The following is a 20,697-nucleotide window of genomic DNA, read 5'->3' on the forward strand; positions in this document are numbered from 1 at the left end:
ACGGACATGAAGCAGGTTGCACAGAACTACAAGTCCGGTGAGCTGGCTGTACTGGACGTGCCGTCGCCCACCTGTGCGCCCGGTGGGGTGCTGATCCGTTCGCTGTATTCGCTGATCTCGACCGGCACCGAGCTGATGAAGGTCGGCGAGGCGAAGCTGTCCCTCGTCGGCAAGGCGAAGGCCCGGCCGGACCAGGTGCGGAAGGTGCTGGACTCCGTTGCCCAGCAGGGCGCGCTCAACACCTACAAGAAGGTGATGAACAAGCTCGACTCGTACACGCCGCTCGGGTACTCACTGTGTGGCGTGGTGGTCGAGGTGGGCGCCGGCGCCGAGGAGTTCAGCGTCGGGCAGCTGGTCGCCGCGGCGGGGAACGAGTTCGCGCTGCATGCGGAGTACAACTGGGTGCCGGTGAACCTGTGCGTGCCGGTGCCGGACGGGGTGCCGGCTGAGCAGGCCGCCTTCTCCACGGTCGGTGCGATCGCGATGCAGGGGGTGCGGCAGGCCGAGGTACAGCTCGGTGACACGGCTGTGGTGATCGGGCTCGGGCTGGTCGGACAGCTCGTCGTGCGGCTGCTGGTTGCCGCCGGGGTCCGGGTGTTCGGGATCGACACGGTCGAGGACCGGTGCCGGATGGCGGAGAAGGCCGGGGCGCTGCACTGCTCGTCGCCCGACGAGGCAGGGGTCGCGTCGCTCGAGCGAGCGTTGCTCGAGGCATCGAACGGTCTGGGCGCCGACCGCATCCTGCTGACCGCCGGCGGTCACTCGAACGGTCCGGTCGAGACGGCTGCTCGTCTGGCCCGCGACCGCGCCCGCGTCGTCGACATCGGCAAGACGAGGCTGGACCTGCCGTGGAACGCGTACTACGAGAAGGAGCTGGACGTCCGGTTCTCGCGGTCCTACGGCCCCGGCCGGTACGACGACCGCTACGAACTCCAAGGCATCGACTACCCGGCCGGGTACGTCCGCTGGACCGAGCGCCGCAACCTCGAATGCTTCGTCGACCTGATCGCCCGCGAACAGATCGACATCGGTTCCCTGATCGCCAGCACCTTCCCGATCGCGGACGCCACGGAGGTCTACCAGAAACTCAGCAGCGGCGCGTATCCGGGCGTCGGCTTCCTTTTCGAGTACCCCGACGTACCCCAGGAAACCGCACCGCCGACGACCACCGCTGCACGTCCCGCCGCACCCACGAGTGGCGGGGTGCGGATGGGGTTCATCGGGGCCGGGAACTACGCGTCCAGCATGCTGCTGCCGCATCTGCAGAAGGACGAGCGGGCTGTGCTCGCGCGGGTGGCGACCAACAAGTCGTTGTCGGCGGCCAATGCCCAGCGGCGGTTCGGGTTCGAGGCGGTTTCCACCAGCGCGGACGAGGTACTCGCGGACGCGAGCCTCGATGCCGTGTTCGTGGTGACCCGGCACAGCTCGCACGCGGAGCTGGCCTGCCGCGCGCTGGAGAGCGGGAAGGCCGTCTTCGTCGAGAAGCCGCTGGCGCTGACCGACGAGGAGCTGGACCGGATCGTCGCCACGGTGGATGCCACTGGCAACGATCGGCTGATGGTCGGGTTCAACCGCCGGTTCGCACCGCTGCTGACCGACCTGAAGGACCGCTTCGGCCACCCGGGCGGCAGCTTCTCGCTCCGCTACCTGGTGAACGCCGGCCGGCTCGACTCAACCAGCTGGTACCTCGACGCCGGCAAGGAAGGCACCCGGTTCGCCGGTGAAGGCGGCCACTTCATCGACACGCTGACCTGGTGGCTGAACAGTCTCCCGACCGAGGTGTACGCCGTACCCGGGCCGGACACCGGCGACGTCGTCGTCACGCTGCGATTCGCGAACGGTTCCGTCGGCACGATCAGCTACGTCGGCGGCGGCAACTCGCGCTTCCCGAAGGAGACGATCGACATCACCGGCGCCGGCCGGAACGCCCGGTTCGACAACTTCCAGAGCGCCTCGCTGTGGACCGGGCGCAAACCGTCCACCCGCAAGTCCCGCAGTACCGACAAGGGCCAGCGGACCGAACTCGAACGCTTCGTCGCCGCGGTGCGGTCCGGCGGCCCGATGCCGATCCCCTTCGACGCGCTGGTCGCCACCACCCGCGCGACGATCGCCGTCGACCGCAGCCTCGCAAGTGGCAAACCGGAGCAAGTGTGAGCCGCCAGCCTCTGGGCTGGTACGTCCGCCGCCTCCGCCGGATGTCCCCCACAGAACTCATCTGGCGCACCCGCGATGCCGGACGCCGTACTGCCTGGGCCTACCAGCAGGTCAGGCCCGGGCAGTACACGGCGATCCACCTCCCGCTGCGCAAGGATCTGACCTTCGGTACGACGCTTCCGCCCAAAACAGCCTGCGCCGTACCGGACGCCGCTCGGAAGGCCGTGATCGAGACAGCCGACGCGATCCTGGCCGGGAACCTCGAGGTCCTCGGCGTCGAGCGCACCGACCTCCGCGCACCGGACTGGTTCCGCGACCCGGCCACGGGCCGCCGGTCGGACCCGACGCAGTACGTCTTCAAGCTGAACCACCGCAACGAAGCAGCGGTCGGCAACATCAAGCAGGTGTGGGAGCTGTCCCGCCACCACCACCTCACCCAGCTGGCTGCGGCGTGGTACCTGACCCACGACGACCAGTACGCCGAACGCGTCGCCGAGCACCTCAACGACTGGTGGCGTGCGAACCCGTTCCTGTCCGGTGTGCACTGGGCGAGCGGCATCGAGATCGGCCTGCGCCTGATCAGCTGGACCTGGATCCGCCGGCTGCTGAACGACTGGCCCGAGATCACCGACCTGTTCGAGCACAACGAACTGGCGCTGCAACAGATCTACTGGCACCAGCGCTATCTGGCCGCGTTCCGCAGCCACGGCTCGTCGGCCAACAACCATGTGATCGCAGAAGCAGCCGGCCAGCTCGTCGGCGCCTGCGCGTTCCCCTGGTTCACCAAGAGCGCCCGCTGGCGTGCTGACGCCGCAGCCCTGCTGGAGAAGGAACTCGACGCCAACACGTTCCCGTCCGGCGTCAACCGCGAGCTGGCCACCGACTACCACCGCTTCGTCTCCGAGCTCGGCCTGTACGCCGCTCTGGAGGCTGACGTCGCCGGCCACCCGCTCAGCCCGCAGACGTGGGCTCTACTGACCCGCACCGTCGACGTGGCCGCAGCGATCGTCGACACGAACCTGCGCCCGCCACGCCAAGGTGACGACGACGAAGGCATGGCGCTCGTCCTAGACCCACCAGACATCAGCAACTGGTCGGCGTACCTGTCTCTCGGCGCCGCCGTGGTCGGTGCAGCGCCCTGGTGGCCGGACAGCCCTCCGACAGCAACCTCGGTCATCGTCGGCTCCCTGATCAATGCACAGCAACCAGACCGGCCGGCCACACGACCGAACCACTTCCGGGACGCCGGACTGACCATTCTGCGGAGCCAGGACACTGGTCCGGAGATCTGGTGTCGTGCGGACGCCGGTCCGCACGGTTTCCTCTCCATCGCCGCCCACGCTCACTCGGACGCGCTCTCACTCGAGCTGCGCGTCGACGGCGTCGACATCCTCGCCGACCCGGGTACGTACTGCTACCACGGCGAAGAGGAGTGGCGGAACTACTTCCGCTCCACGATCGGCCACAACACCGTCGAAGTGGCCCGCACCGAACAGTCCATCTGGGGCGGCCCGTTCCTCTGGCTGCGCGGCGCGACAGGCACGGTACGTCGGCACGATGCGAACAGCTGGGATGCCGAACACGACGGGTACGCTCCCGTGACGCACCGGCGTACCGCCGTGCTGGATCACGGCGTACTGCGCGTGGAGGACCACATCGACGCCGCAGCCGACGTACGGATCGCCTGGCATCTGGGACCCGAGGTGTCCGCGGAGCTGGACGGCTCGACCGGACGCCTGGAGTGGTCCACCGGCTCAGCTGTCGTCGAACTACCGACCAGACTGTCGTGGACCCTCCACCACGGCGAAACCAACCCGATCCTCGGCTGGTACTCCGCCCGTTTCGGCCACAAGGTCCCCTCGGTGACCCTGCTCGGCAGCGGCCGGACGGACCCGACCGGCCCGATGGTCACCAGATTCCAGCTGTCCGCCTGATCCTCGTGTATCACGGCGGACGCTGGCCGCTCTCTACTACGGAGAGCGCCTGCGGTTGAGAAGGGGGGATCCGTGAGCACGCAAGAACTCGACGTCCGGAAGGCGTTTCGGGCGATCCTGCGGCATCGGCGGATAGTCGGTGCCGCGGCGGCGATCGGGCTGCTCGGCGGCATCGGCGCAGGTCTGCTGATCCCGCCGCTGTATACGGCCTCGTCGCTGGTCCTACTGCCTCCACCGCCGGCAGCGGAGGGCCAGGCGGCGCCGAGCGCGCAGAACATCGACACCCAGGTCTTCATCGCGAGCAGCGAGCCGGTGCTCAAGAGCGCCGGTCAGAACGTCAATCCGGTGCTCAGCGTCGAAGAGGTCAAGAAGCGCGTCAAGGTCGGGTCGGCGACCGAGGACGTCATCCAGATCAAGTCCCAGGGCACCACCCAGCAGCAGGCGACCAGCCTGGCGAACGCGGTCGCCGACGTCTACCTGGTGTTCGTGACGACGGAGCAGAAGCTGCCCGGTGACCTGGGCAAGAAGACCGGCGCGCGAGTCCTGGAGCGGGCAACGACGGCCAGCGGCGGAGGGTTGGCCCCGCACCTCACTACTTATGGACTCCTCGGTCTCGTCGGCGGCGGACTGCTCGGCGCGATCGCCGCACTGGTCATCGCCCGCAGCGACCGGCGGCTCCGGCTGCGGGACGAGATCGCCGACGCGATCGGGATCCCGGTGCTCGCCTCGGTCTCGTCGTACCGGGCGAAAGGCGCGTCCGACTGGAGCAACCTGCTCGACAGCTACACACCGCCCGCGGTCGACGCCTGGAGTCTTCGCAAGACGCTGCACCACCTCGGCCTGGACCCGAAGGAGAACACTTCGGCCTCGCTGACGGTGATGTCGTTCACCGAGGACGAGGCCGCGCTGCCCTTCGGGCCGCAGCTGGCCGCGTACTCGAGATCCATCGGGATCCCGACCTCGCTGGTCGTCGGCAACCACTACGAAGCCGCCGACGTCGTGCCCGGTACCGTCGTCGGATCCGGCACCCGCGCCCAGCTGGACATCCTGGTCGTCGTCGTGGACCGCGACGAGCCGCAACTGACCGATGTCGTCGGCACCACCACGACCGTGGTCGCGGTGGCGGCCGGTGCCGTGACCGCCGAGGAACTCGCCCGGCTCGCGGTCGCCGCGGACGACGCCGATCGCACCATCGACGGCATCATCGTGGCGGATCCCGATCCGTCCGACCGCACCATCGGGCGGGTGCCGCGCTCCATGCGGCGGTCCGGCTCCGCCCTGCCGACCCTGCTCAGCGGCGCGGCGAGGAGGAAGGCCCGATGAGCGAACGCTGGAAGGCCGAGCAGCCAGGCCCCGAGACCGTCTGGTCGGACGACGACGAGCTGTACGGCGCCGACGAACGCACCGAAAGTTATCCACCGGACGGGCTCGTCACTCTCCGATTCCTGAAGGACGCCGTCCGCCGGCACGCGTGGCTGTGGATCCTCGTCGCGATCGTCGGCCTGGCCGGCGGTACGGCGGTCCCCTTCGTCATGCCGCCCGCGAGCGAGTCCTCGGCCAAGCTGCTCCTGACCCACCGCGAGGGCGACAACCTCGAGACGGCGATGGCGACCGACGCCAGCCTTGTGACCACGCGGGCCGTGGCGCAGGTAGCCATCCAAAAGCTCGGCCTCACCGACACGCCGGACGGGCTGCTGAAGCGGTACTCCGCGACGGCGCTGACCGAACGCGTTCTCCAGATCGATGCCAAGGCGCCGACGAGCGCCGAGGCGACTGCTCTGGCCGACACCATCGCCAGCTCCTACCTGGTGTTCCGGAACCAGCAGATCGCCGAGCAGGCGGCGCCTCTGCAGGCCGATCTCGCGGCAGCTGCTGCAGCGGTGAAGCGTGCCGAGGCGGCGGTCCGCGCAGCGGGCGGCGATCCCAGCGACGCGTCCGCGCCCACCACCACGCTGACGGCCAGGCTCGGCCAGGCTCGGGAGACGCAGCGCTACATCGAGCAGCAGCTCCTCGACCAGCAGGTGTCGGCCGCGCGGATGACCAGCAGCCGCGTCCTCGACCAGGCGTCGCCGATCCGGGTGTCCCGGCGTCACATCCAGATCGTTGCCACCGGCTCGGGACTCATGGTCGGCCTGTTCCTCGGGATCGGGTTCATCGTCGTCCGGGCAATGCTCTCCGACCGCCTCTGGCGGCGGCAGGATATGGCCCAGGCACTCGGCGTACCGATCCGGTTGAGCATCGGACGCCTGCGGCACCGTCGCCTGCCGACACTTCGCCGCCTCCGCGCACCGGCGCTCGATCTGGGACCGGTCGTCCGGCACCTGGGCTGGAACGTCACGGCCGAGGACGGGACCACGCCGGCGCTCGCGGTCGTGAGCATCGACACGACGAAGGACGGTGCGCAGATCGTCGCCTCGCTCGCCCGGTCCTTCGCCGAACACGGACAACGGGTTCTGGTGGCCGACCTGACCGACACCGGTGACCTCGCGGCCGCGCTCGGCGTCAAGAAGCCAGGCACGTTCGAGACCCAGGTGAAGTCGGCCGACCTGCCGGTGAACGTCCATCGCCCGGCATCGGGCACTGGCGCGATCGAAGGTCTTCGCCTGCACGAGGACTGGGGCGGAGACAGCGACGACGAGAAGGCTTTGCAGACGGTCTGGGCCGCCGCAGACGTCGTACTGGTCCAAGCGACCCTCTCCCCCGCGCTGGGCGCCGAGTACCTCCGGGCCTGGTCCTCCCGGGTGGCAATCGTGGCGACGGCCGGCCGGTCCAACGCGACGACCCTGCACGCCACCGGCGAAATGCTCCGGCTCGCCGGACTCGAGGTCGAGACAGCCGTGCTGCTACGGGCCGACCGCACCGACGACAGCCTCGGTCAGTGGGAAGCGGAGACCGAGCAGAAAGCTGAGACCGAGCACTCTGGGCAGTCTGGGCAGACCGCTGCCGGAACCAGTTTCGGAATGGTAGCTCCATGACCGCTCCGCCGCTCCTGGGCGCCAGGCCGGTCATCGGTGCGGTCGCTGGACCGCGGACGATCCGGCGGCGGATCTACCTGTGCTGGGGGCTGCTGGTTCTCAACGTCATCCCGTTCTATCCCGGCGCGGGACACCTGCTGCCGATCCCGGGGATCATCGGCAAGGCGATCACCCAGGGATCCCTCGGCGTCGCGCTGATCCTTGCGGTGAGCATCAATCGCCGGGGAGCGATCCGCCGGAGCACCTTCATCCTGCTGGTGACCGTCATGGCCGGGGTGGCCCTGATGGACAGCCTGCGGAGCGAGTTCATCTTCGGCAGCCTGTACCGGGTCTGCCGCCTGATCGCGTTCCTGCTGACCCTGGTGCTGCTGGCGCCCTGGTGGGGCCGGCGCGACCTGTTCCTGGTCAAGGTGCATCTGACCATCGTCGGGATCGTCCTGGGCTCCGTTCTGATCGGGTACGTCGTCGCACCGGGCGCCGCCATGGGCACCGAGGGCCGGCTGGGTGGCGCCATCTGGCCGATCCCCCCGACGCAGGTCGGCCGGTACGCCGCGACCGCGATCGGACTCACCGCGATCCTGTGGATGTCCGGCACGATCCAGCGGCGAACGGCGCTGATCACCGCCACGCTCGCGATGCCGATCCTGCTGCTCAGCCACACCCGCACCGCACTGGTGTCGATGGCGGCCGGCCTCCTGATCGCCGGACTCAGTCTCTTCCGCACCCGGGCCCGCGTCCGCAGGGCGTTCGCCACGGGAGCGGTCATCGTCTCGGTCGGCGCACTCAGCCTGTCCTCGGTGCTGACCACCTGGATCGCCCGCGGCCAGGACACCCAGCAACTGACGAACCTGACCGGCCGCACCGTGGTCTGGGACGCGGTACTGGCCCAGCCGCGCGGCTGGTTCGAGCTGTTGTTCGGCATTGGACTGACCAACAAATCGTTCAACGGCCTGGCGATCGACAGCAACTGGATCTCCACGTACTACGAGCTCGGCCTGGTCGGAGTGGCGCTCAACATCGCGATGCTGCTGTTCCTGCTGGTCGCCGCGTCGTTCCGCCCGCACGGCGTCCACCGGGCGATCGCGCTCTACCTGGTTGGCTACGCCATCGTCTCCAGCTTCACCGAGACGGGTCTCGGCGACGCGTCGCTCGCCTTGCTCGAGCTGGCCCTCGCCGCGTCTCTGCTGCTGCCGACCCTCAACAGAGGCCCGCGATGAGAATCCTCGTTCTGCACAACCGCTATCGCTCGGCGGCTCCCAGCGGGGAGAACCGGGTGGTCGACCAGGAAAGCCAGGCGCTGGAGGCTCTCGGTCACCAGGTCGAACACTTCGAACGGCGCAGCGACGACATCGAGAGCTGGTCGCCGCTGCAGAAGGCTGCGCTGCCGGCGACCGTGGTCTGGAGCCGCAGCTCGCACCGGGACCTGAGTGAGGTGCTCCGCCAGTTCAAGCCGGACGTGGTGCATGTTCACAACACCTTCCCCTTGCTGAGCTCCTCCGTGCTGTACGCGTGCCGTGACGCCGGCGTACCGGTGGTCGCGACCCTGCACAACTACCGGCTGGTCTGCGCGACCGGCGACTTCTTCCGGGAAGGCAAGATCTGCCTGGAGTGCGCCGACGGCAGCTCCACGGCCGCACTCCGGCACCGCTGCTACCGCGGCTCGGTGCTGGCGACCGCACCCGTCGTCGTGGCCGGGCGGGTGCACCGGAACGCGTGGCGGTCGCTGGTCTCGGCGTACGTCCTCCCGACCGCTTCCCAGATCCCGTTGCTGGCCGCGATGGACTTCGATCCGGAGCGCGTCTTCGTCAAACCGAACCTCGTGCCGTACGACGGACCTGTGTCGGGGCCCGAATCGCGCCGGCACCAGGTGGCGTACGTCGGCCGCCTCGACGAGGCCAAGGGCCTTCCGTTCCTGATGCGCGCCTGGGACGACTACCGCTCGACGGCGGGCGATCAGGCGCTGCGTCTGGTGATCGCCGGCGGCGGAGCGCTCGAGGCGGAGGTCTCGCGCTGGGCGGAGCGGCGTACGTCGGTCGAGGTGACCGGAATGCTCAGCAAACAGGAGTGTTTCGAGCTGATCGCCCGCTCCCGCGCCGTACTGCTGCCGTCGCAGGTCCAGGAGACGTTCGGGCTCGTGCTCGTCGAGGCGATGGCTGCCGGTGTCCCGTCGATCGCCGCGGCCCACGGTTCGTTCCCCGAACTGATCACCGACGGTATGGACGGCTCGCTCTTCCGGCCCGGTGACGCCTCCGAGCTGGTGACCGCGCTCCAGGACGTGGATCGGTCCCCGGAGCGCTACGAGAAGTACGGGATGCAGGCAAGGGCGACGTACGAGAGCCGGTTCCATCCGACCCAGAACATCGGGCACCTGCTCGAGATCTACCGGTACGCAGTGGATCATCCTGCGGTGCGACGCCAATGAACACCCGGCGCCTGCTGGCCGGCTCCGGTGCCGTGCTGCTGCTCGCCGGCCTGGTCACCGCCGGATGGATCGTCAGGGACCGTGCCTCCGGGAGTCCGGCATCGGCCGGCGTCGCCGTCGCGGGAGCACCCACGGCGGTCCCTGGGCCGTCGCCGTCCGCATCCGCGCCGGCGTCTCCCCCCTCCCGCATCTGCGACAACCCGTCCGTAACGGCCGGTCCTGCGCGGCCGCCGGCGGGCGCTGTCGTCGTGCAGCGGTCGCAGAACCTGGTCACACTGACCGAGGACAAGCCCGCAGGCACCACATTCTGGCTCCTCCCCGGCGTGCACACCCTGGGCAGCGGCCAGTACGACCAGGTGATGCCGAAGCCCGGCAACACGTACGTCGGCGCGCCCGGAGCGATCATCGACGGGCAGCACCTGAACCTGTACGCGTTCACCGGGCCGGCGACCGGCGTCATCATCAGGAACCTCACCATCCAGAACTTCGGGCGGCGCGGGTCCAACAACGACGAGGGCGTGGTGAACCACGAGACGTCGGCGAACTGGACGGTGCTGGGAAACACGATCAGGAACAACGCCGGGAACGCGGTCATGATCGGCACCCGGAACCTGCTGCGCCACAACTGCCTCGCGGACAACGGGCAGAGCGGCTTCGGCACCTACAGCGCCACCGCCGGCGTCTCGAACATCACGCTCGACGGCAACGAGATCGCCCGCAACAACACCGACGACTGGGAGCACATCCGGCCGGGCTGCGGATGCACCGCCGGCGGGAAGTTCTGGGAAGTCACGCGGGCGATCGTGCGGAACAACTGGGTGCACGACAACAAGGGCGCCGGCCTGTGGGCCGACACCAACAACGTCGGATTCCTGTTCGAGGGCAACTACATCGAAGGCAACGACTCCGAGGGCCTGATCTACGAGGCCAGCTACAACGCGGTCATCCGGAGCAACACCTTCGTCGGCAACGGCCATGTCGAAGGTCCGACCAACGGGAACTTCCCGACCGGAGCCGTCTACATCTCCGAGTCGGGCAGCGACGCACGCCTGCACGCGGGCTCCAGCAAGACCCTGGACATCACCGACAACATCTTCAAGGACAACTGGTCCGGCGTCGTGCTGTGGGAGAACTCCGACCGCTTCTCGGGATCGCCGGCGGAGGGCAGCCAGGCCGACACCCTGGTCAATCCCGGCCTGGTCACCTCCCAGACCTGTACCCAGGCCAACATCAAGAATCCGCCGTACGTCGACGACTGCCGGTGGAAGACCCAGAACGTCCAGGTCCACAACAACCTCTTCAGCCTCGACCCGAGCCACCTTCCGGCGACCTGCAGCTCGCAGAGCGGTTGCGGCTACAACGGCCTGTTCGCGAACTGGGGAACCTCGCCCGAGTGGTCGCCGTACAAGGGCACCGTGATCGAGGAGGCCGTTGCGTTGCGGCAGAACAACCGGTTCTACGCGAACGTCTACTCCGGCCCGTGGAGCTTCGTCGTTCCCGCTCAGGGCGCGCGAGCGAACTGGGCCACCTGGCAGGGCGCGCCGTACAGCCAGGACACGGACAGCCTGATCAAGCTGCCGACTCCCGCGAGCGGCTCGACCGGGGGGCGCTGAGGCGATGATCGGGCCACCGGAGCGAGCCGCCTGCGAGCAGATCGCGCTGTTCCGATCGGTCGGGTACGCCGCGTTCGGCCGGCACGAGCGTGGCCTCGACGTCCTCGACCTGGTCTTCGACAGCCTCGTCGACCAGCCCGGCGCCGACGACGCACGCCGACTGCGCTTCGCCGGGCACGGGGTGACGCTGGACGTGGAACGCACCGAGCTGACGGTGGAACTGTGGGTCTCCCCGGCCGGTCCGGTCGTGGTCGAGGCACGCGGCGGCGACGGACCTGGCGACGCACAACTGGTGAGCTTCCTGCTGCGGTGGCCCGGCAGCGCACAACGACCGGTCCGGACCGCCTGGATCATGCTCTGAGCCCCTGAGTGAGCCTCTGAGTGAGCCTCTGGGGGCCAGAGCATGATCCGTCAGCGGCCCGGACCGGGTCTGCTGCCTCAGGAGGCAAGCAGCAGTCTGAGCTTCTCCAGGCAACGGCCGCGGATCGGGCCGATGCTGCCGATCGGGATCCCGATCGTCGCCGAGATCTCGGCGTACGGCGCCGGCGGATCCGACATCAGCATCCCGAGCAGCTGCTGCCAGCGGTCCGGCAGCTTTTCGAGTGCCCGTCGTACGTCGTCCGCGCGTTCGCCGGCGATCAGATCGGAGTCGAGCTCCGGTTGATCACCCGCCACCTCCTCGAACGCCGTTGCCTCGTAGGTCAGCAGTACGCGTTTGCGGAATGCCAGTACTCGCAGGCATTCGCGGCGTGTGGTGACGACCAGCCAGGCGCCGACCCGTTCGGGATCGACGCGATTGATGTGCTCGAGCAGCCGCAGCCAGACCATCTGCGAGACGTCAGCGGAGTCGCTGTCGCCCAGCCGGAAGCTGCGGGTGACGGCCCAGACGAGCCGTGCATAGTGGTCGACCAGCTGGCTCCAAGCCCCCTGGTCCCCCGCCGCGGCCCTGATCACCAGAGTCGCGGCTTCGGATCGGGCGACGGCCGACCTTTCCAGTACTACAGTCACGGATTCCCCCCTCGGGAACACAAACACCGCTCAACACCACTCAGTACGCGCCGTCGCTCCCCAGCACTGCGCGTGCGGTCTTCCACAGAATCAAAAGGTCCAGTGCGATCGACCAGTTGTCGGCGTACCGCAGGTCGAGCCGCATGGACTCCTCCCAGGTCAGGTCGCTCCGGCCGCTGACCTGCCACAGGCCGGTCAGACCCGGCTTCACGAGCATCCGGCGCGCGTCGTCGATCGCGTACTGCGCGACCTCGGCGGGCAACGGCGGACGCGGGCCGACCAGTGACATGTCCCCCCGGAGCACGTTCACCAGCTGTGGCAGTTCGTCGATCGAGAACCGTCGCAGGTATCGGCCGACCTTCGTCACCCGCGGGTCGTCGCGGAGCTTGAACAGGACCCCGTTGCCTTCGTTCAGCGCGTGCAGCTCGGCCTTGCGTGCCTCGGCGTCGACCACCATCGTGCGGAACTTCAGCATCTGGAACTGCTTGCCGCCGCGGCCGACCCGGGTCTGCCGGAACAGCGCCGGCCCACGGCTGGTGAGCTTCACCAGGAACGCGGTGACCAGCAGGATCGGCGCGACGCCGAGCAGCATCAGGCACCCGACCACCCGGTCGAAGATGTTCTTCAGCAGGTGCGGTCCGCCCGAGACGGACGGCCGCTCCAGGTGCAGCAACGACAGGCCGGCGACCGGGCGGATCGAGATCCGCGGACCGGCGACCTCGACGATGCCCGGCGAGACGATCAGTTCGACACCGCGCTGTTCGAGTGCCCACGACAGCTTCCGCAGCGTGTGCCCGGCGAGTTCGGGGTCGGCGGCCACCGCCACGACGTCGACGGTGTACTGGTCGACCGCGGCCAGGATGTCCATCTCGGTGCGGCCGAGGCGTTCCGGTTCCGGCTCCTCCTCGAAGACGTCGCCCCGCGGCAGGCAGCTGGCCACCACGACGTACCCGTCGGCCGGCCGTTCTTCCAGGTGCCGCTTCAGCGTGGTCACCTGGTCGTTGCGTCCGACAACGAGCACCCGGCGCATGCACCGGCCCGCGAACCGCCGCCAGGAGATCTGCCGGTGCAGCATCCAGCGGCCGAACATCGCCGCCACACACGTCATCGGCACCGCCAGTACGACGAACCCTCGAGCAACCTCGCTCTTGGTCGCGTACGACGAGATCGCCACGATGGCGGTCAGCGCCACCGCGGCCCGGATGATCGAGCGGAACTCCTCCGGCCCGGTGCCGAAGTACCGGGTCTCGTAACCGCGTTGCAGCGCCACGCAGGCCACCCAGGCGACCGGCAGCAGCACCCCCAGCACGAAATATCCGAGATTGATCTGAGCCCCGAACCGGGCCACCAGCGCCAGCGAGGCGCCGATCACCCCGGCGCCGAGATCAGCCGCCAGCGACGCCTGCCGGTACTTCGCCACCCAGCGCGCCTCGGTGAACCGGGCCGAGCGCGGCAGCACAGCCGGTACCTCGTCCGGAACCACCCAGACCGGCCGACGACGCTCCCCCGACGGCGCCGGCCGCAAATCAGCTGGCTCGGCGAGCCCTTCAGACATGACAAACTCAGTCACGCACAGCCACCCCCCACAGGTGTACAGCGAAACCCGTGACCAACCCACACCCCGTCACAGACTTCGTCCAACGCCGCCCCCACAACGGCGTGCCCCAGACAGTACTACGCGAATGCCGCCTGGAACAGCACTGATGACGAGTGTTTACCGCGGCGCAATCGCCGTACCGCAAAAAGACCCCCGGGACCGGTTTTCGGTCCCAGGGGTCTCACAAAAACGGCTACTCCAAGTGATCAGCCGGCGATCAAGCCGTCGCCACTGATCAGTTCACGCATCTCGGCGAGCGAGCTGTCCGACGGGGGCAGGATGGCGTCGGAGTCGTGCAGCTCGTTGTCCGGCACCTGCTCGCCGGAGCGAACGAAGGCCAGCAGCGCGGCGAACGCGCTCTGGTACGCCGTCTCGTCGCCGGACGACACGGCCTTCTCCAGGTCGCCGTCCACCGCGTTGAGCGCATCCAGCTTGTCGTCGGCCAGTCGCCACTGGCCTTCACCCATGATGCGAACGATCACCGAACATCTCCGTCCTGAGGTCGCGCCGGCTCGGCTGCCGGCTGCTGCACTGGCTGGGCGGGCTGCTGCTGGGCCGGTGCGGCCCCCTCACCGGAGAGCTCCTTCGGCGCACTGCCGCCGGACAGCTGGGCCTTCATCGCGGCCAGCTCGTTCTCCACGTCGGAGCCGGACGACATCCGGTCCAGCTCCAGGGTGATGTTGTCCTTGACCGTGCCGCTGGCGTCGTCGAGCGCGCCGGAGGCGAGCAGCTCGTCGATCGCGCCGGCCCGGGCCTGCATCTGCTGGGTCTTGTCCTCGGCGCGCTGGACCGCGAGACCGACGTCGCTCATCTCCTCGGAGATGCCGGAGAAGGCCTCGTTGATCCGGGTCTGCGCCTCGGCCGCGGTGTAGGTGGCCTTGATGGTCTCCTTGCGGGTCCGGAAGGACTCGACCTTGGCCTGCAGCCGCTGGGAGGCGAGCGTGAGCTTCTCCTCCTCACCCTGCAGCTGGGCGTGCTGGGTCGTCAGGTCGTCGATCTGGCCCTGGAGCCCGGACTTGCGGGTCAGAGCCTCGCGGGCCAGGTCCTCGCGGCCCATCGAGAGCGCCTTCTGCGCCTGCTCCTGCAGCTTGGCCGACTGGGACTGCAGCTGAGACGCCTGCAGTTCCACCCGCTTCCGGCTGGTGGCCACGTCGGCCACACCGCGCCGTACCTTCTGCAGCAGCTCGAGCTGCTTCTGATACGAGTAGTCAAGGGTTTCGCGAGGATCCTCGGCCTTGTCCAGGGCGGAGTTCGCCTTGGCCTTGAAGATCGTCGACATCCGCTTGAAGATGCTCATCGATATCCGTACCCCTTCTGTGCCGGAGTGACGACCCGGCGTGCGTGCCTTCCACCCTATGTCCCTATGGGTCACCACACCATCAGGACAGGCCCCGATGCGGTCCCCATATAGGATCAGGGGTGTGAAGGTCCGGGGACCACCCCGAGTCGCGACCTGCCCTGCGAATGAGGTTCTGACCCCGTGTTCCGTCGTACCAAGTCTGAGACAGATACCACCGTACCCGCCGACCCCCAGGGCAAGCCGGGCGGCAAGGGCCGGCCGACACCGAGCCGCAAGGAAGCGGAGGCGGCCCGCAAGGCCGCGTTCAAGAAGCCGCGGAACCGCAAGGAGGCCTCGGCGATCCGGCGGGACAAGGTCCGGACCGAACGCGCCAAGATGCAGGCGGCGATGCAGACCGGCGACGACCGGTACCTCCCGGCCGCCGACAAGGGGCCGGTACGGCGGTTCGCCCGGGACTACGTCGACGCGCGCTACTCGGTGATGGAGTTCGCGCTGCCGGTCCTCCTGGTGGTGTCGCTGGTGGGCGTGGTGTTCTCGCCGCAGTTCCCGTGGCTGGCCGGGATGGTGAACCTGCTGTTCCTGTTCATGATCCTGCTGATCGCGGCTGACTGGTTCCTGCTCACGTCCGGGCTGAAGAAGCAGGTCGGGATCAAGTTCCCGAACGAGTCCACCAAGGGGCTCGGGTTCTACGCGGTCCGGCGGACCATGCAGATGCGCCGGTGGCGGCTGCCCAAGCCGATGGTGAAGCGCGGCGAGAAGCCGTCCTGAGATGATGGCGTCCTGAGTCGAGACAAGTAGGGTCGGAGCATGGACTTCCGCTATCTGGGCAACAGTGGTCTCAAGGTCAGCGAGATCTCGTACGGCAACTGGCTGACGCACGGCTCCCAGGTGGAGAACGAGCAGGCGAAGGCCTGCGTGCGGGCGGCCCTGGAGGCCGGCATCACGACGTTCGACACCGCCGACACCTACGCCAACACCAAGGCCGAGTCGGTGCTCGGCGAGGCGCTGGCCGGCGAGCGCCGCGAGTCGCTGGAGATCTTCACCAAGGTGTACTGGCCGACCGGTCCGGGCGGGCCGAACGACACCGGCCTGTCCCGCAAGCACATCCACGAGTCGATCAACGGCTCGCTCAAGCGGCTCGGCACCGAGTACGTCGACCTCTACCAGGCGCACCGGTACGACACCGAGACGCCGCTCGAGGAGACGATGGAGGCGTTCGCCGACGTCGTCCGGCAGGGCAAGGCGCTCTACATCGGCGTGTCCGAGTGGACCGCGGAGCAGCTGCAGGAGGGCCACCGGCTGGCCCGTGAGCTGCGCATCCCGTTCGTCTCGAACCAGCCGCAGTACAGCATGCTGTGGCGTGTGATCGAGGCCGAGGTGGTCCCGGCCTCGGAGGAGCTCGGCATCGGCCAGGTGGTGTTCTCGCCGATCGCGCAGGGCGTGCTCACCGGCAAGTACCTGCCCGGTCAGCAGCCGCCGGAGGGTTCCCGGGCGACCGACGCCAACGGGTCGAACTTCATCAAGCGGTTCCTCACCGACGACGTACTCACCCGGGTCCAGGAGCTGAAGCCGCTCGCCGACGAGGCGGGCCTCTCGCTGTCGCAGCTCGCGATCGCGTGGGTGCTGCAGAACAGCAACGTCTCATCGGCCATCATCGGCGCCTCCCGGCCCGAGCAGGTCACCGAGAACGTGAAGGCGGCCGGTGTGACGCTGGAGGAGGGTCTGCTGAAGCGGATCGACGAGGTGCTCGGCCACATCGTCGAGAGCGATCCGGCGAAGACCGCGCAGAACGCCCCGCAGAAGCGGCCGAACTCGTGAGCTGGAGCTGGCGGTTCGAGACCGCTACCGGTGCCGTGGTCGACCCCGGTGATGTCGGCGGGGCCGAGTTCTCGGCGCAGGGTGACGCGGAGAGCTGGCTGGGTGAGGTCTGGCGGGACCTGGCCGACCGTGGCGTCGGACAGGTGTACCTGCTGGAGGACAGTCGCGAGGTCTACGGCCCGATGAGCCTCTCCTCAGCAGAGTAAGCTTCGGTCGAACCACACGCCTGCGTCACAGGGAAGCCGGTCGAAATCCGGCGCTGACCCGCAACCGTAGGCCACCGGACAGGTGGCAAGCCGGAACACTGTGACGCAGGCAGTCAGGCTCAACTACCCGCCGTGGTCCGCGGGTGGAGCCCCTACCCTGCCGGTGCAGGCGGGACCTCCTCCACCGGGCTGCGGCCCGACCGAGGATCGACAATGACTGCACATCGGACCGTACGACTGGTCCTCAGCCTGCTGGCGGGTCTCCTGCTCGCTGGGGCCGTTGCCACCGTTTCAGCCACCGCCGCACAGGCCGAGAACGGCTACCGCTTCTGGGGCTACTACCAATGGAGCAGCGGCCAGTGGGCCTTCTCCCAGAAGGGCGCCGACGCCTTCGTACCGGCTGACGGAGCCGTGGAGGGCTGGCGGTTCGCTCTCGGCGGCGCCAAGCCCCGCGTGCCGCGCGCCGCGGGCGACTTCGAGCAGATCTGCGGCAAGACCCCGGCGGAGACCGGTAAGAAGCGGGTCGCCGTGGTCGTCGACCCGGGTACGCCGGAGGACGCCGTCGCCGGTGATACGCCGGGTGAAGCCAAGGGCACCTGCGTGGTGACGGACCCGGCGTCGAACGGCGCGAAGATCCTCGCCGCGGTCGCACCGGTCCGGATCGAGAAGGGCCTGACCTGTGGCGTCGCGGGCTATCCGTCCAAGGGATGCGGCGATCAGGTGAAGAACATCACGGTCCCCGCCACCGACGCGCCCGTGACACTGCAAATCGGCGCTGCCGTGGGCTCCACCGCCACGTCGTCACCGTCGGCTACCCCGTCCTCTTCCGACGACAGTGGCGCACCGTGGGGCATCATCATCGCGGCCGTCGTGGTCGTCCTCCTGGCCGGGGGCGGATTCGCCCTGAGCCGCCGGCGTACCGCAGCCAAGTAGATGCGCGCCGTACACCACCTGACACTCCCCCGGGCCCTTCACCCGGGGGCCTGGTGGTTGTGGGCGCTCTGTATGGCTGTTGCGGCCAGCAGGACGCGCAACCCGGTCCTGCTGGTCCTGATCCTCGCCGTGACCGGTTTCGTCGTTTCAGCCCGCCGGAGCGACGCACCGTGGGCGCACAGCTTCACTGCGTTCCTCAAACTCGGCCTGCTCGTCATCGGCGTCCGCGTGGTCCTTCAGGCACTGCTGTCCACCCGCTCGCAGGGAAACACGGTGCTGTTCACGCTGCCGCAGATCCCCTTGCCTGACTGGGCTGCAGGCGTCAAGCTCGGCGGCGACGTCACGGCGGAGGCTCTGGTGACGGCTCTGTACGACGGTGGTCAGCTGGCCGTCATGCTCTGCTGTGTGGGTGCGGCCAACGCACTGGCCAGTCCGCGGCGGTTGCTGAAGTCGTTGCCAGGGGCCCTCTACGAAATGGGTGTGGCCTGTGTGGTCGCACTCACGTTCGCGCCGCAACTGGTGACGGACGGCCGTCGCGTGCGCGCTGCGCGACGGCTGCGCGGCCGTACCCGCGCCTCCTTCCGTACGACGGCCATGCCGGTCCTGGAGGGTGCGTTGGACCGCTCGGTGGAGCTGGCGGCCGCGATGGACTCACGCGGCTACGGCCGTACTGCGCAGGCTCCTCGTGCGCAGCGTCGGCTCACGGCGCTGTGCGTGCTGCTGGGACTGCTGGGGATCCTGCTCGGTGTCTACGCGTTGCTGACCGACGCCATGGCGTTCCCGCTCGCCGCCGGTGCACTGGCGGCCGGTGTACTGCTGGCAGTCGTAGCCATGGCCGTCGGACGGCAGCGGGTCGGCAGGACGCGCTACCGGCCCGACCCGTGGGCGCTACCCGAGTGGCTCGTTGTAGCGGCCGGTGCCGTGGCCGCAGGTGCAATGGTGACCGCAGCCGTCCGTGGCGTGAACGGTCTGCTGCTGGCCGGCCCGTTGGTCGTCCCACCAGTGCCGGTGCTGCCAGTCGTCGGGGTACTGATCGGATTGGTTCCCGCGCTGGCCGCACCACCGTTGAAGAAGGCGGCAGCATGATCGAGTTCGACCAGGTGACGGTGACGTACGACGGGGCGCGGGAGCCCGCCCTGCGGGACGTGAGCTTCACGGTGCCGGAGGGCGAGCTCGCACTGGTGATCGGGCGGACCGGGTCCGGGAAGTCCACGTTGCTGCGGGCAATCAACGGCCTGGTGCCGCATTTCACCGGTGGAACGCTCGCCGGGCGGGTGCTGGTCGACGGGCGGGACACCAGCAAGTACCGGCCGCGCGATCTCGCGGACGTGGTCGGGATGGTCGGGCAGGACCCGATGGCGGGGTTCGTCACCGACACGGTCGAGGACGAGCTGGCGTACAGCATGGAGTCACTCGGTGTGGCGCCGGACGTGATGCGGCGGCGCGTCGAGGAGACGCTGGATCTGCTCGGGCTGGCCGACGTACGGGATCGTGCTTTGACGTCGTTGTCGGGCGGTCAGCGACAGCGGACTGCCATCGGTGCAGCGCTCACGTCGCACCCCGCCGTACTGGTGCTGGACGAGCCCACGTCAGCGCTGGACCCGCAGGCGGCTGAGGAGGTGCTGGCTGCGCTCCAGCGGCTCGTGCACGACCTGGGCGTCACTGTGGTGATGGCCGAGCACCGGTTGGAGCGGGTGATCCAGTACGCCGACCGCGTGATCGAAGTACCCGGTGGCGCCGCTGCTGTGTCCACGGGCCTGCCGGCCGAGCGCATGGTGACCGCACCGGTCGCACCGCCTGTGGTGGAGTTGGGACGGCTGGCTGGCTGGTCGCCGCTCCCCCTGTCAGTGCGGGACGCCCGACGCGCCGCAACAGCTCTCCGCTCCCAGCTCGACGTTCCACGGCCTGCACGCACCAGACGAGCACTGGGCGCGGAGCTTGCCCAGTGCAAGGACCTGGTGGTGAGCTACGGCAGCGTTACTGCACTCCGTGGCGTGTCGCTGAGTATCAAAGCCGGTGAGGTCGTCGCGTTGATGGGCCGCAACGGCGCGGGCAAGTCCACCTTGCTGAACTCTCTCGTCGGCATCCTCACTCCTAGCTCTGGCACTGCGGTTGCCGCAGGGGTCGACCCACGCCGTACCAAGCCGAAGCGACTGGTCAAGGCCGTCGGACTGGTCCCGCAGGAACCCGCAGACCTCCTGTACGCCGCCACGGTCGCGGACGAGTGCGCGAGCGCGGACTCCGACTTCAAGGTGCCCGCAGGTAGTTGCCGGGCGCTGCTGGAGCGGCTGGCACCCGATGTGGCTCTGGACGTACATCCGCGCGACCTGTCCGAGGGACAACGGCTGTGTTTGGCGTTGGCCGTCGTACTGTGCGGCGCGCCGCCGTTGCTGTTGCTGGACGAGCCGACGCGTGGACTGGACTACGGCGCGAAGCGGCGGCTGGTCGCGATCCTGCGCGAGCTGGCCGCTGCCGGGCACGCGGTGGTGCTGTCGACGCATGACGTGGAGATGGTCGCCGAAGTCGCCACGCGGGTGCTGGTGCTCGCCGACGGCGAGCTGGTGAGTGACGGCGAGACGGCCGAGGTGATTGCCGGGTCGCCGGCGTTCGCGCCGCAGGTGGCGAAGATCCTGGCGCCGCTGCCGTTCCTGACGGTCGGCGAGGTCGCCGAGGCGCTGGACCGGGCCTCGTGAACCTGATCCGCCTCAAGTCCCGCAGGACGGCGCCGACATCCACC

Annotated in this window: 18 protein-coding genes; 14 read left to right on the forward strand and 4 right to left on the reverse strand. The window is 68.8% G+C overall.

The features are described 5' to 3' along the window. The first annotated feature begins 6 nt into the window (after nt 1–6). From ACWF0M_RS19705 to ACWF0M_RS19740, 8 genes are all read left to right on the forward strand, one after another. Nucleotides 7–2,154, forward strand: a complete 2,148-nt coding sequence (locus ACWF0M_RS19705) for a bi-domain-containing oxidoreductase (protein ID WP_452237122.1) — start codon at nt 7–9, stop codon at nt 2,152–2,154. After that, nucleotides 2,151–4,088: an alginate lyase family protein gene (locus ACWF0M_RS19710; protein WP_452237123.1), complete on the forward strand. Its 1,938-nt coding sequence runs from the start codon at nt 2,151–2,153 to the stop codon at nt 4,086–4,088. The genes ACWF0M_RS19705 and ACWF0M_RS19710 overlap by 4 nt, the downstream gene beginning before the upstream one ends. 72 nt (nt 4,089–4,160) lie before the next feature. Continuing rightward, nucleotides 4,161–5,411: a Wzz/FepE/Etk N-terminal domain-containing protein gene (locus ACWF0M_RS19715; protein ID WP_452237124.1), complete on the forward strand. Its 1,251-nt coding sequence runs from the start codon at nt 4,161–4,163 to the stop codon at nt 5,409–5,411. Beyond that, a complete protein-coding gene (locus tag ACWF0M_RS19720; RefSeq protein WP_452237125.1) occupies nt 5,408–7,063 on the forward strand; it encodes a YveK family protein in 1,656 nt (551 codons plus the stop codon). Before ACWF0M_RS19715 ends, ACWF0M_RS19720 begins: the two co-directional genes overlap by 4 nt. Beyond that, complete coding sequence (locus ACWF0M_RS19725; RefSeq protein ID WP_452237126.1) at nt 7,060–8,280, forward strand: O-antigen ligase family protein; 1,221 nt, start codon at nt 7,060–7,062, stop codon at nt 8,278–8,280. The genes ACWF0M_RS19720 and ACWF0M_RS19725 overlap by 4 nt, the downstream gene beginning before the upstream one ends. Then, nucleotides 8,277–9,485 (forward strand): glycosyltransferase, encoded by a 1,209-nt coding sequence (locus ACWF0M_RS19730; RefSeq protein ID WP_452237127.1) that lies wholly within the window; start codon nt 8,277–8,279, stop codon nt 9,483–9,485. The genes ACWF0M_RS19725 and ACWF0M_RS19730 overlap by 4 nt, the downstream gene beginning before the upstream one ends. Continuing rightward, complete coding sequence (locus ACWF0M_RS19735; RefSeq protein ID WP_452237128.1) at nt 9,482–11,098, forward strand: right-handed parallel beta-helix repeat-containing protein; 1,617 nt, start codon at nt 9,482–9,484, stop codon at nt 11,096–11,098. The genes ACWF0M_RS19730 and ACWF0M_RS19735 overlap by 4 nt, the downstream gene beginning before the upstream one ends. Before the next feature lie 4 nt (nt 11,099–11,102). Next, on the forward strand, nt 11,103–11,459 hold the full coding sequence (locus ACWF0M_RS19740) for a hypothetical protein (RefSeq protein ID WP_452237129.1): 357 nt from the start codon (nt 11,103–11,105) through the stop codon (nt 11,457–11,459). Between the two features lie 77 nt (nt 11,460–11,536). On the opposite strand, the gene ACWF0M_RS19745 is transcribed toward ACWF0M_RS19740, so the two are convergent. From ACWF0M_RS19745 to ACWF0M_RS19760, 4 genes are all read right to left on the reverse strand, one after another. Then, nucleotides 11,537–12,106 carry an RNA polymerase sigma factor gene (locus ACWF0M_RS19745; RefSeq protein ID WP_452237130.1) on the reverse strand — a complete coding sequence of 190 codons (570 nt, stop codon included), beginning with the start codon at nt 12,104–12,106 and terminating at the stop codon, nt 11,537–11,539. Nucleotides 12,107–12,146: 40 nt separating this feature from the next. Continuing rightward, nucleotides 12,147–13,676 carry a sugar transferase gene (locus ACWF0M_RS19750; protein WP_452237131.1) on the reverse strand — a complete coding sequence of 510 codons (1,530 nt, stop codon included), beginning with the start codon at nt 13,674–13,676 and terminating at the stop codon, nt 12,147–12,149. A gap of 233 nt (nt 13,677–13,909) precedes the next feature. Then, a complete protein-coding gene (gene pspAA, locus ACWF0M_RS19755) occupies nt 13,910–14,185 on the reverse strand; it encodes a PspA-associated protein PspAA (RefSeq protein ID WP_452237132.1) in 276 nt (91 codons plus the stop codon). Next, complete coding sequence (locus tag ACWF0M_RS19760; RefSeq protein ID WP_452237133.1) at nt 14,182–15,000, reverse strand: PspA/IM30 family protein; 819 nt, start codon at nt 14,998–15,000, stop codon at nt 14,182–14,184. The genes pspAA and ACWF0M_RS19760 overlap by 4 nt, the downstream gene beginning before the upstream one ends. Before the next feature lie 183 nt (nt 15,001–15,183). Between ACWF0M_RS19760 and ACWF0M_RS19765 the strand changes: the two genes are divergently transcribed. The 6 genes from ACWF0M_RS19765 (at nt 15,184) to ACWF0M_RS19790 (ending at nt 20,653) form a co-directional block, all read left to right on the forward strand. After that, nucleotides 15,184–15,771 carry a DUF3043 domain-containing protein gene (locus ACWF0M_RS19765; protein ID WP_452237134.1) on the forward strand — a complete coding sequence of 196 codons (588 nt, stop codon included), beginning with the start codon at nt 15,184–15,186 and terminating at the stop codon, nt 15,769–15,771. A gap of 39 nt (nt 15,772–15,810) precedes the next feature. After that, a complete protein-coding gene (locus ACWF0M_RS19770) occupies nt 15,811–16,821 on the forward strand; it encodes an aldo/keto reductase family protein (RefSeq protein ID WP_452237135.1) in 1,011 nt (336 codons plus the stop codon). Further along, nucleotides 16,818–17,027, forward strand: a complete 210-nt coding sequence (locus tag ACWF0M_RS19775) for a hypothetical protein (RefSeq protein ID WP_452237136.1) — start codon at nt 16,818–16,820, stop codon at nt 17,025–17,027. Before ACWF0M_RS19770 ends, ACWF0M_RS19775 begins: the two co-directional genes overlap by 4 nt. Nucleotides 17,028–17,240: 213 nt before the next feature. Next, nucleotides 17,241–17,960 (forward strand): SCO2322 family protein, encoded by a 720-nt coding sequence (locus tag ACWF0M_RS19780; protein WP_452237137.1) that lies wholly within the window; start codon nt 17,241–17,243, stop codon nt 17,958–17,960. Continuing rightward, on the forward strand, nt 17,961–19,046 hold the full coding sequence (locus ACWF0M_RS19785) for a CbiQ family ECF transporter T component (RefSeq protein WP_452237138.1): 1,086 nt from the start codon (nt 17,961–17,963) through the stop codon (nt 19,044–19,046). Beyond that, nucleotides 19,043–20,653, forward strand: coding sequence for an ABC transporter ATP-binding protein (locus ACWF0M_RS19790; RefSeq protein WP_452237139.1), 1,611 nt, complete (start codon nt 19,043–19,045; stop codon nt 20,651–20,653). Before ACWF0M_RS19785 ends, ACWF0M_RS19790 begins: the two co-directional genes overlap by 4 nt. The last annotated feature ends 44 nt before the right edge of the window (nt 20,654–20,697 follow it).

The sequence above is a fragment of the Kribbella sp. NPDC055110 genome, assembly GCF_053607525.1.

What these genes read in the sequence shown, in the direction of transcription:
- ACWF0M_RS19740 (WP_452237129.1), top strand. Translation starts at nt 11,103, where the DNA reads ATGATCGGGCCACCGGAGCGAGCCGCCTGCGAGCAGATCGCGCTGTTC.
- ACWF0M_RS19720 (WP_452237125.1), top strand. Translation starts at nt 5,408, where the DNA reads ATGAGCGAACGCTGGAAGGCCGAGCAGCCAGGCCCCGAGACCGTCTGG.
- ACWF0M_RS19760 (WP_452237133.1), bottom strand. Translation starts at nt 15,000, where the DNA reads ATGAGCATCTTCAAGCGGATGTCGACGATCTTCAAGGCCAAGGCGAAC.
- ACWF0M_RS19770 (WP_452237135.1), top strand. Translation starts at nt 15,811, where the DNA reads ATGGACTTCCGCTATCTGGGCAACAGTGGTCTCAAGGTCAGCGAGATC.
- ACWF0M_RS19730 (WP_452237127.1), top strand. Translation starts at nt 8,277, where the DNA reads ATGAGAATCCTCGTTCTGCACAACCGCTATCGCTCGGCGGCTCCCAGC.
- ACWF0M_RS19735 (WP_452237128.1), top strand. Translation starts at nt 9,482, where the DNA reads ATGAACACCCGGCGCCTGCTGGCCGGCTCCGGTGCCGTGCTGCTGCTC.
- ACWF0M_RS19790 (WP_452237139.1), top strand. Translation starts at nt 19,043, where the DNA reads ATGATCGAGTTCGACCAGGTGACGGTGACGTACGACGGGGCGCGGGAG.
- ACWF0M_RS19705 (WP_452237122.1), top strand. Translation starts at nt 7, where the DNA reads ATGAAGCAGGTTGCACAGAACTACAAGTCCGGTGAGCTGGCTGTACTG.
- ACWF0M_RS19785 (WP_452237138.1), top strand. Translation starts at nt 17,961, where the DNA reads ATGCGCGCCGTACACCACCTGACACTCCCCCGGGCCCTTCACCCGGGG.
- ACWF0M_RS19780 (WP_452237137.1), top strand. Translation starts at nt 17,241, where the DNA reads ATGACTGCACATCGGACCGTACGACTGGTCCTCAGCCTGCTGGCGGGT.
- ACWF0M_RS19725 (WP_452237126.1), top strand. Translation starts at nt 7,060, where the DNA reads ATGACCGCTCCGCCGCTCCTGGGCGCCAGGCCGGTCATCGGTGCGGTC.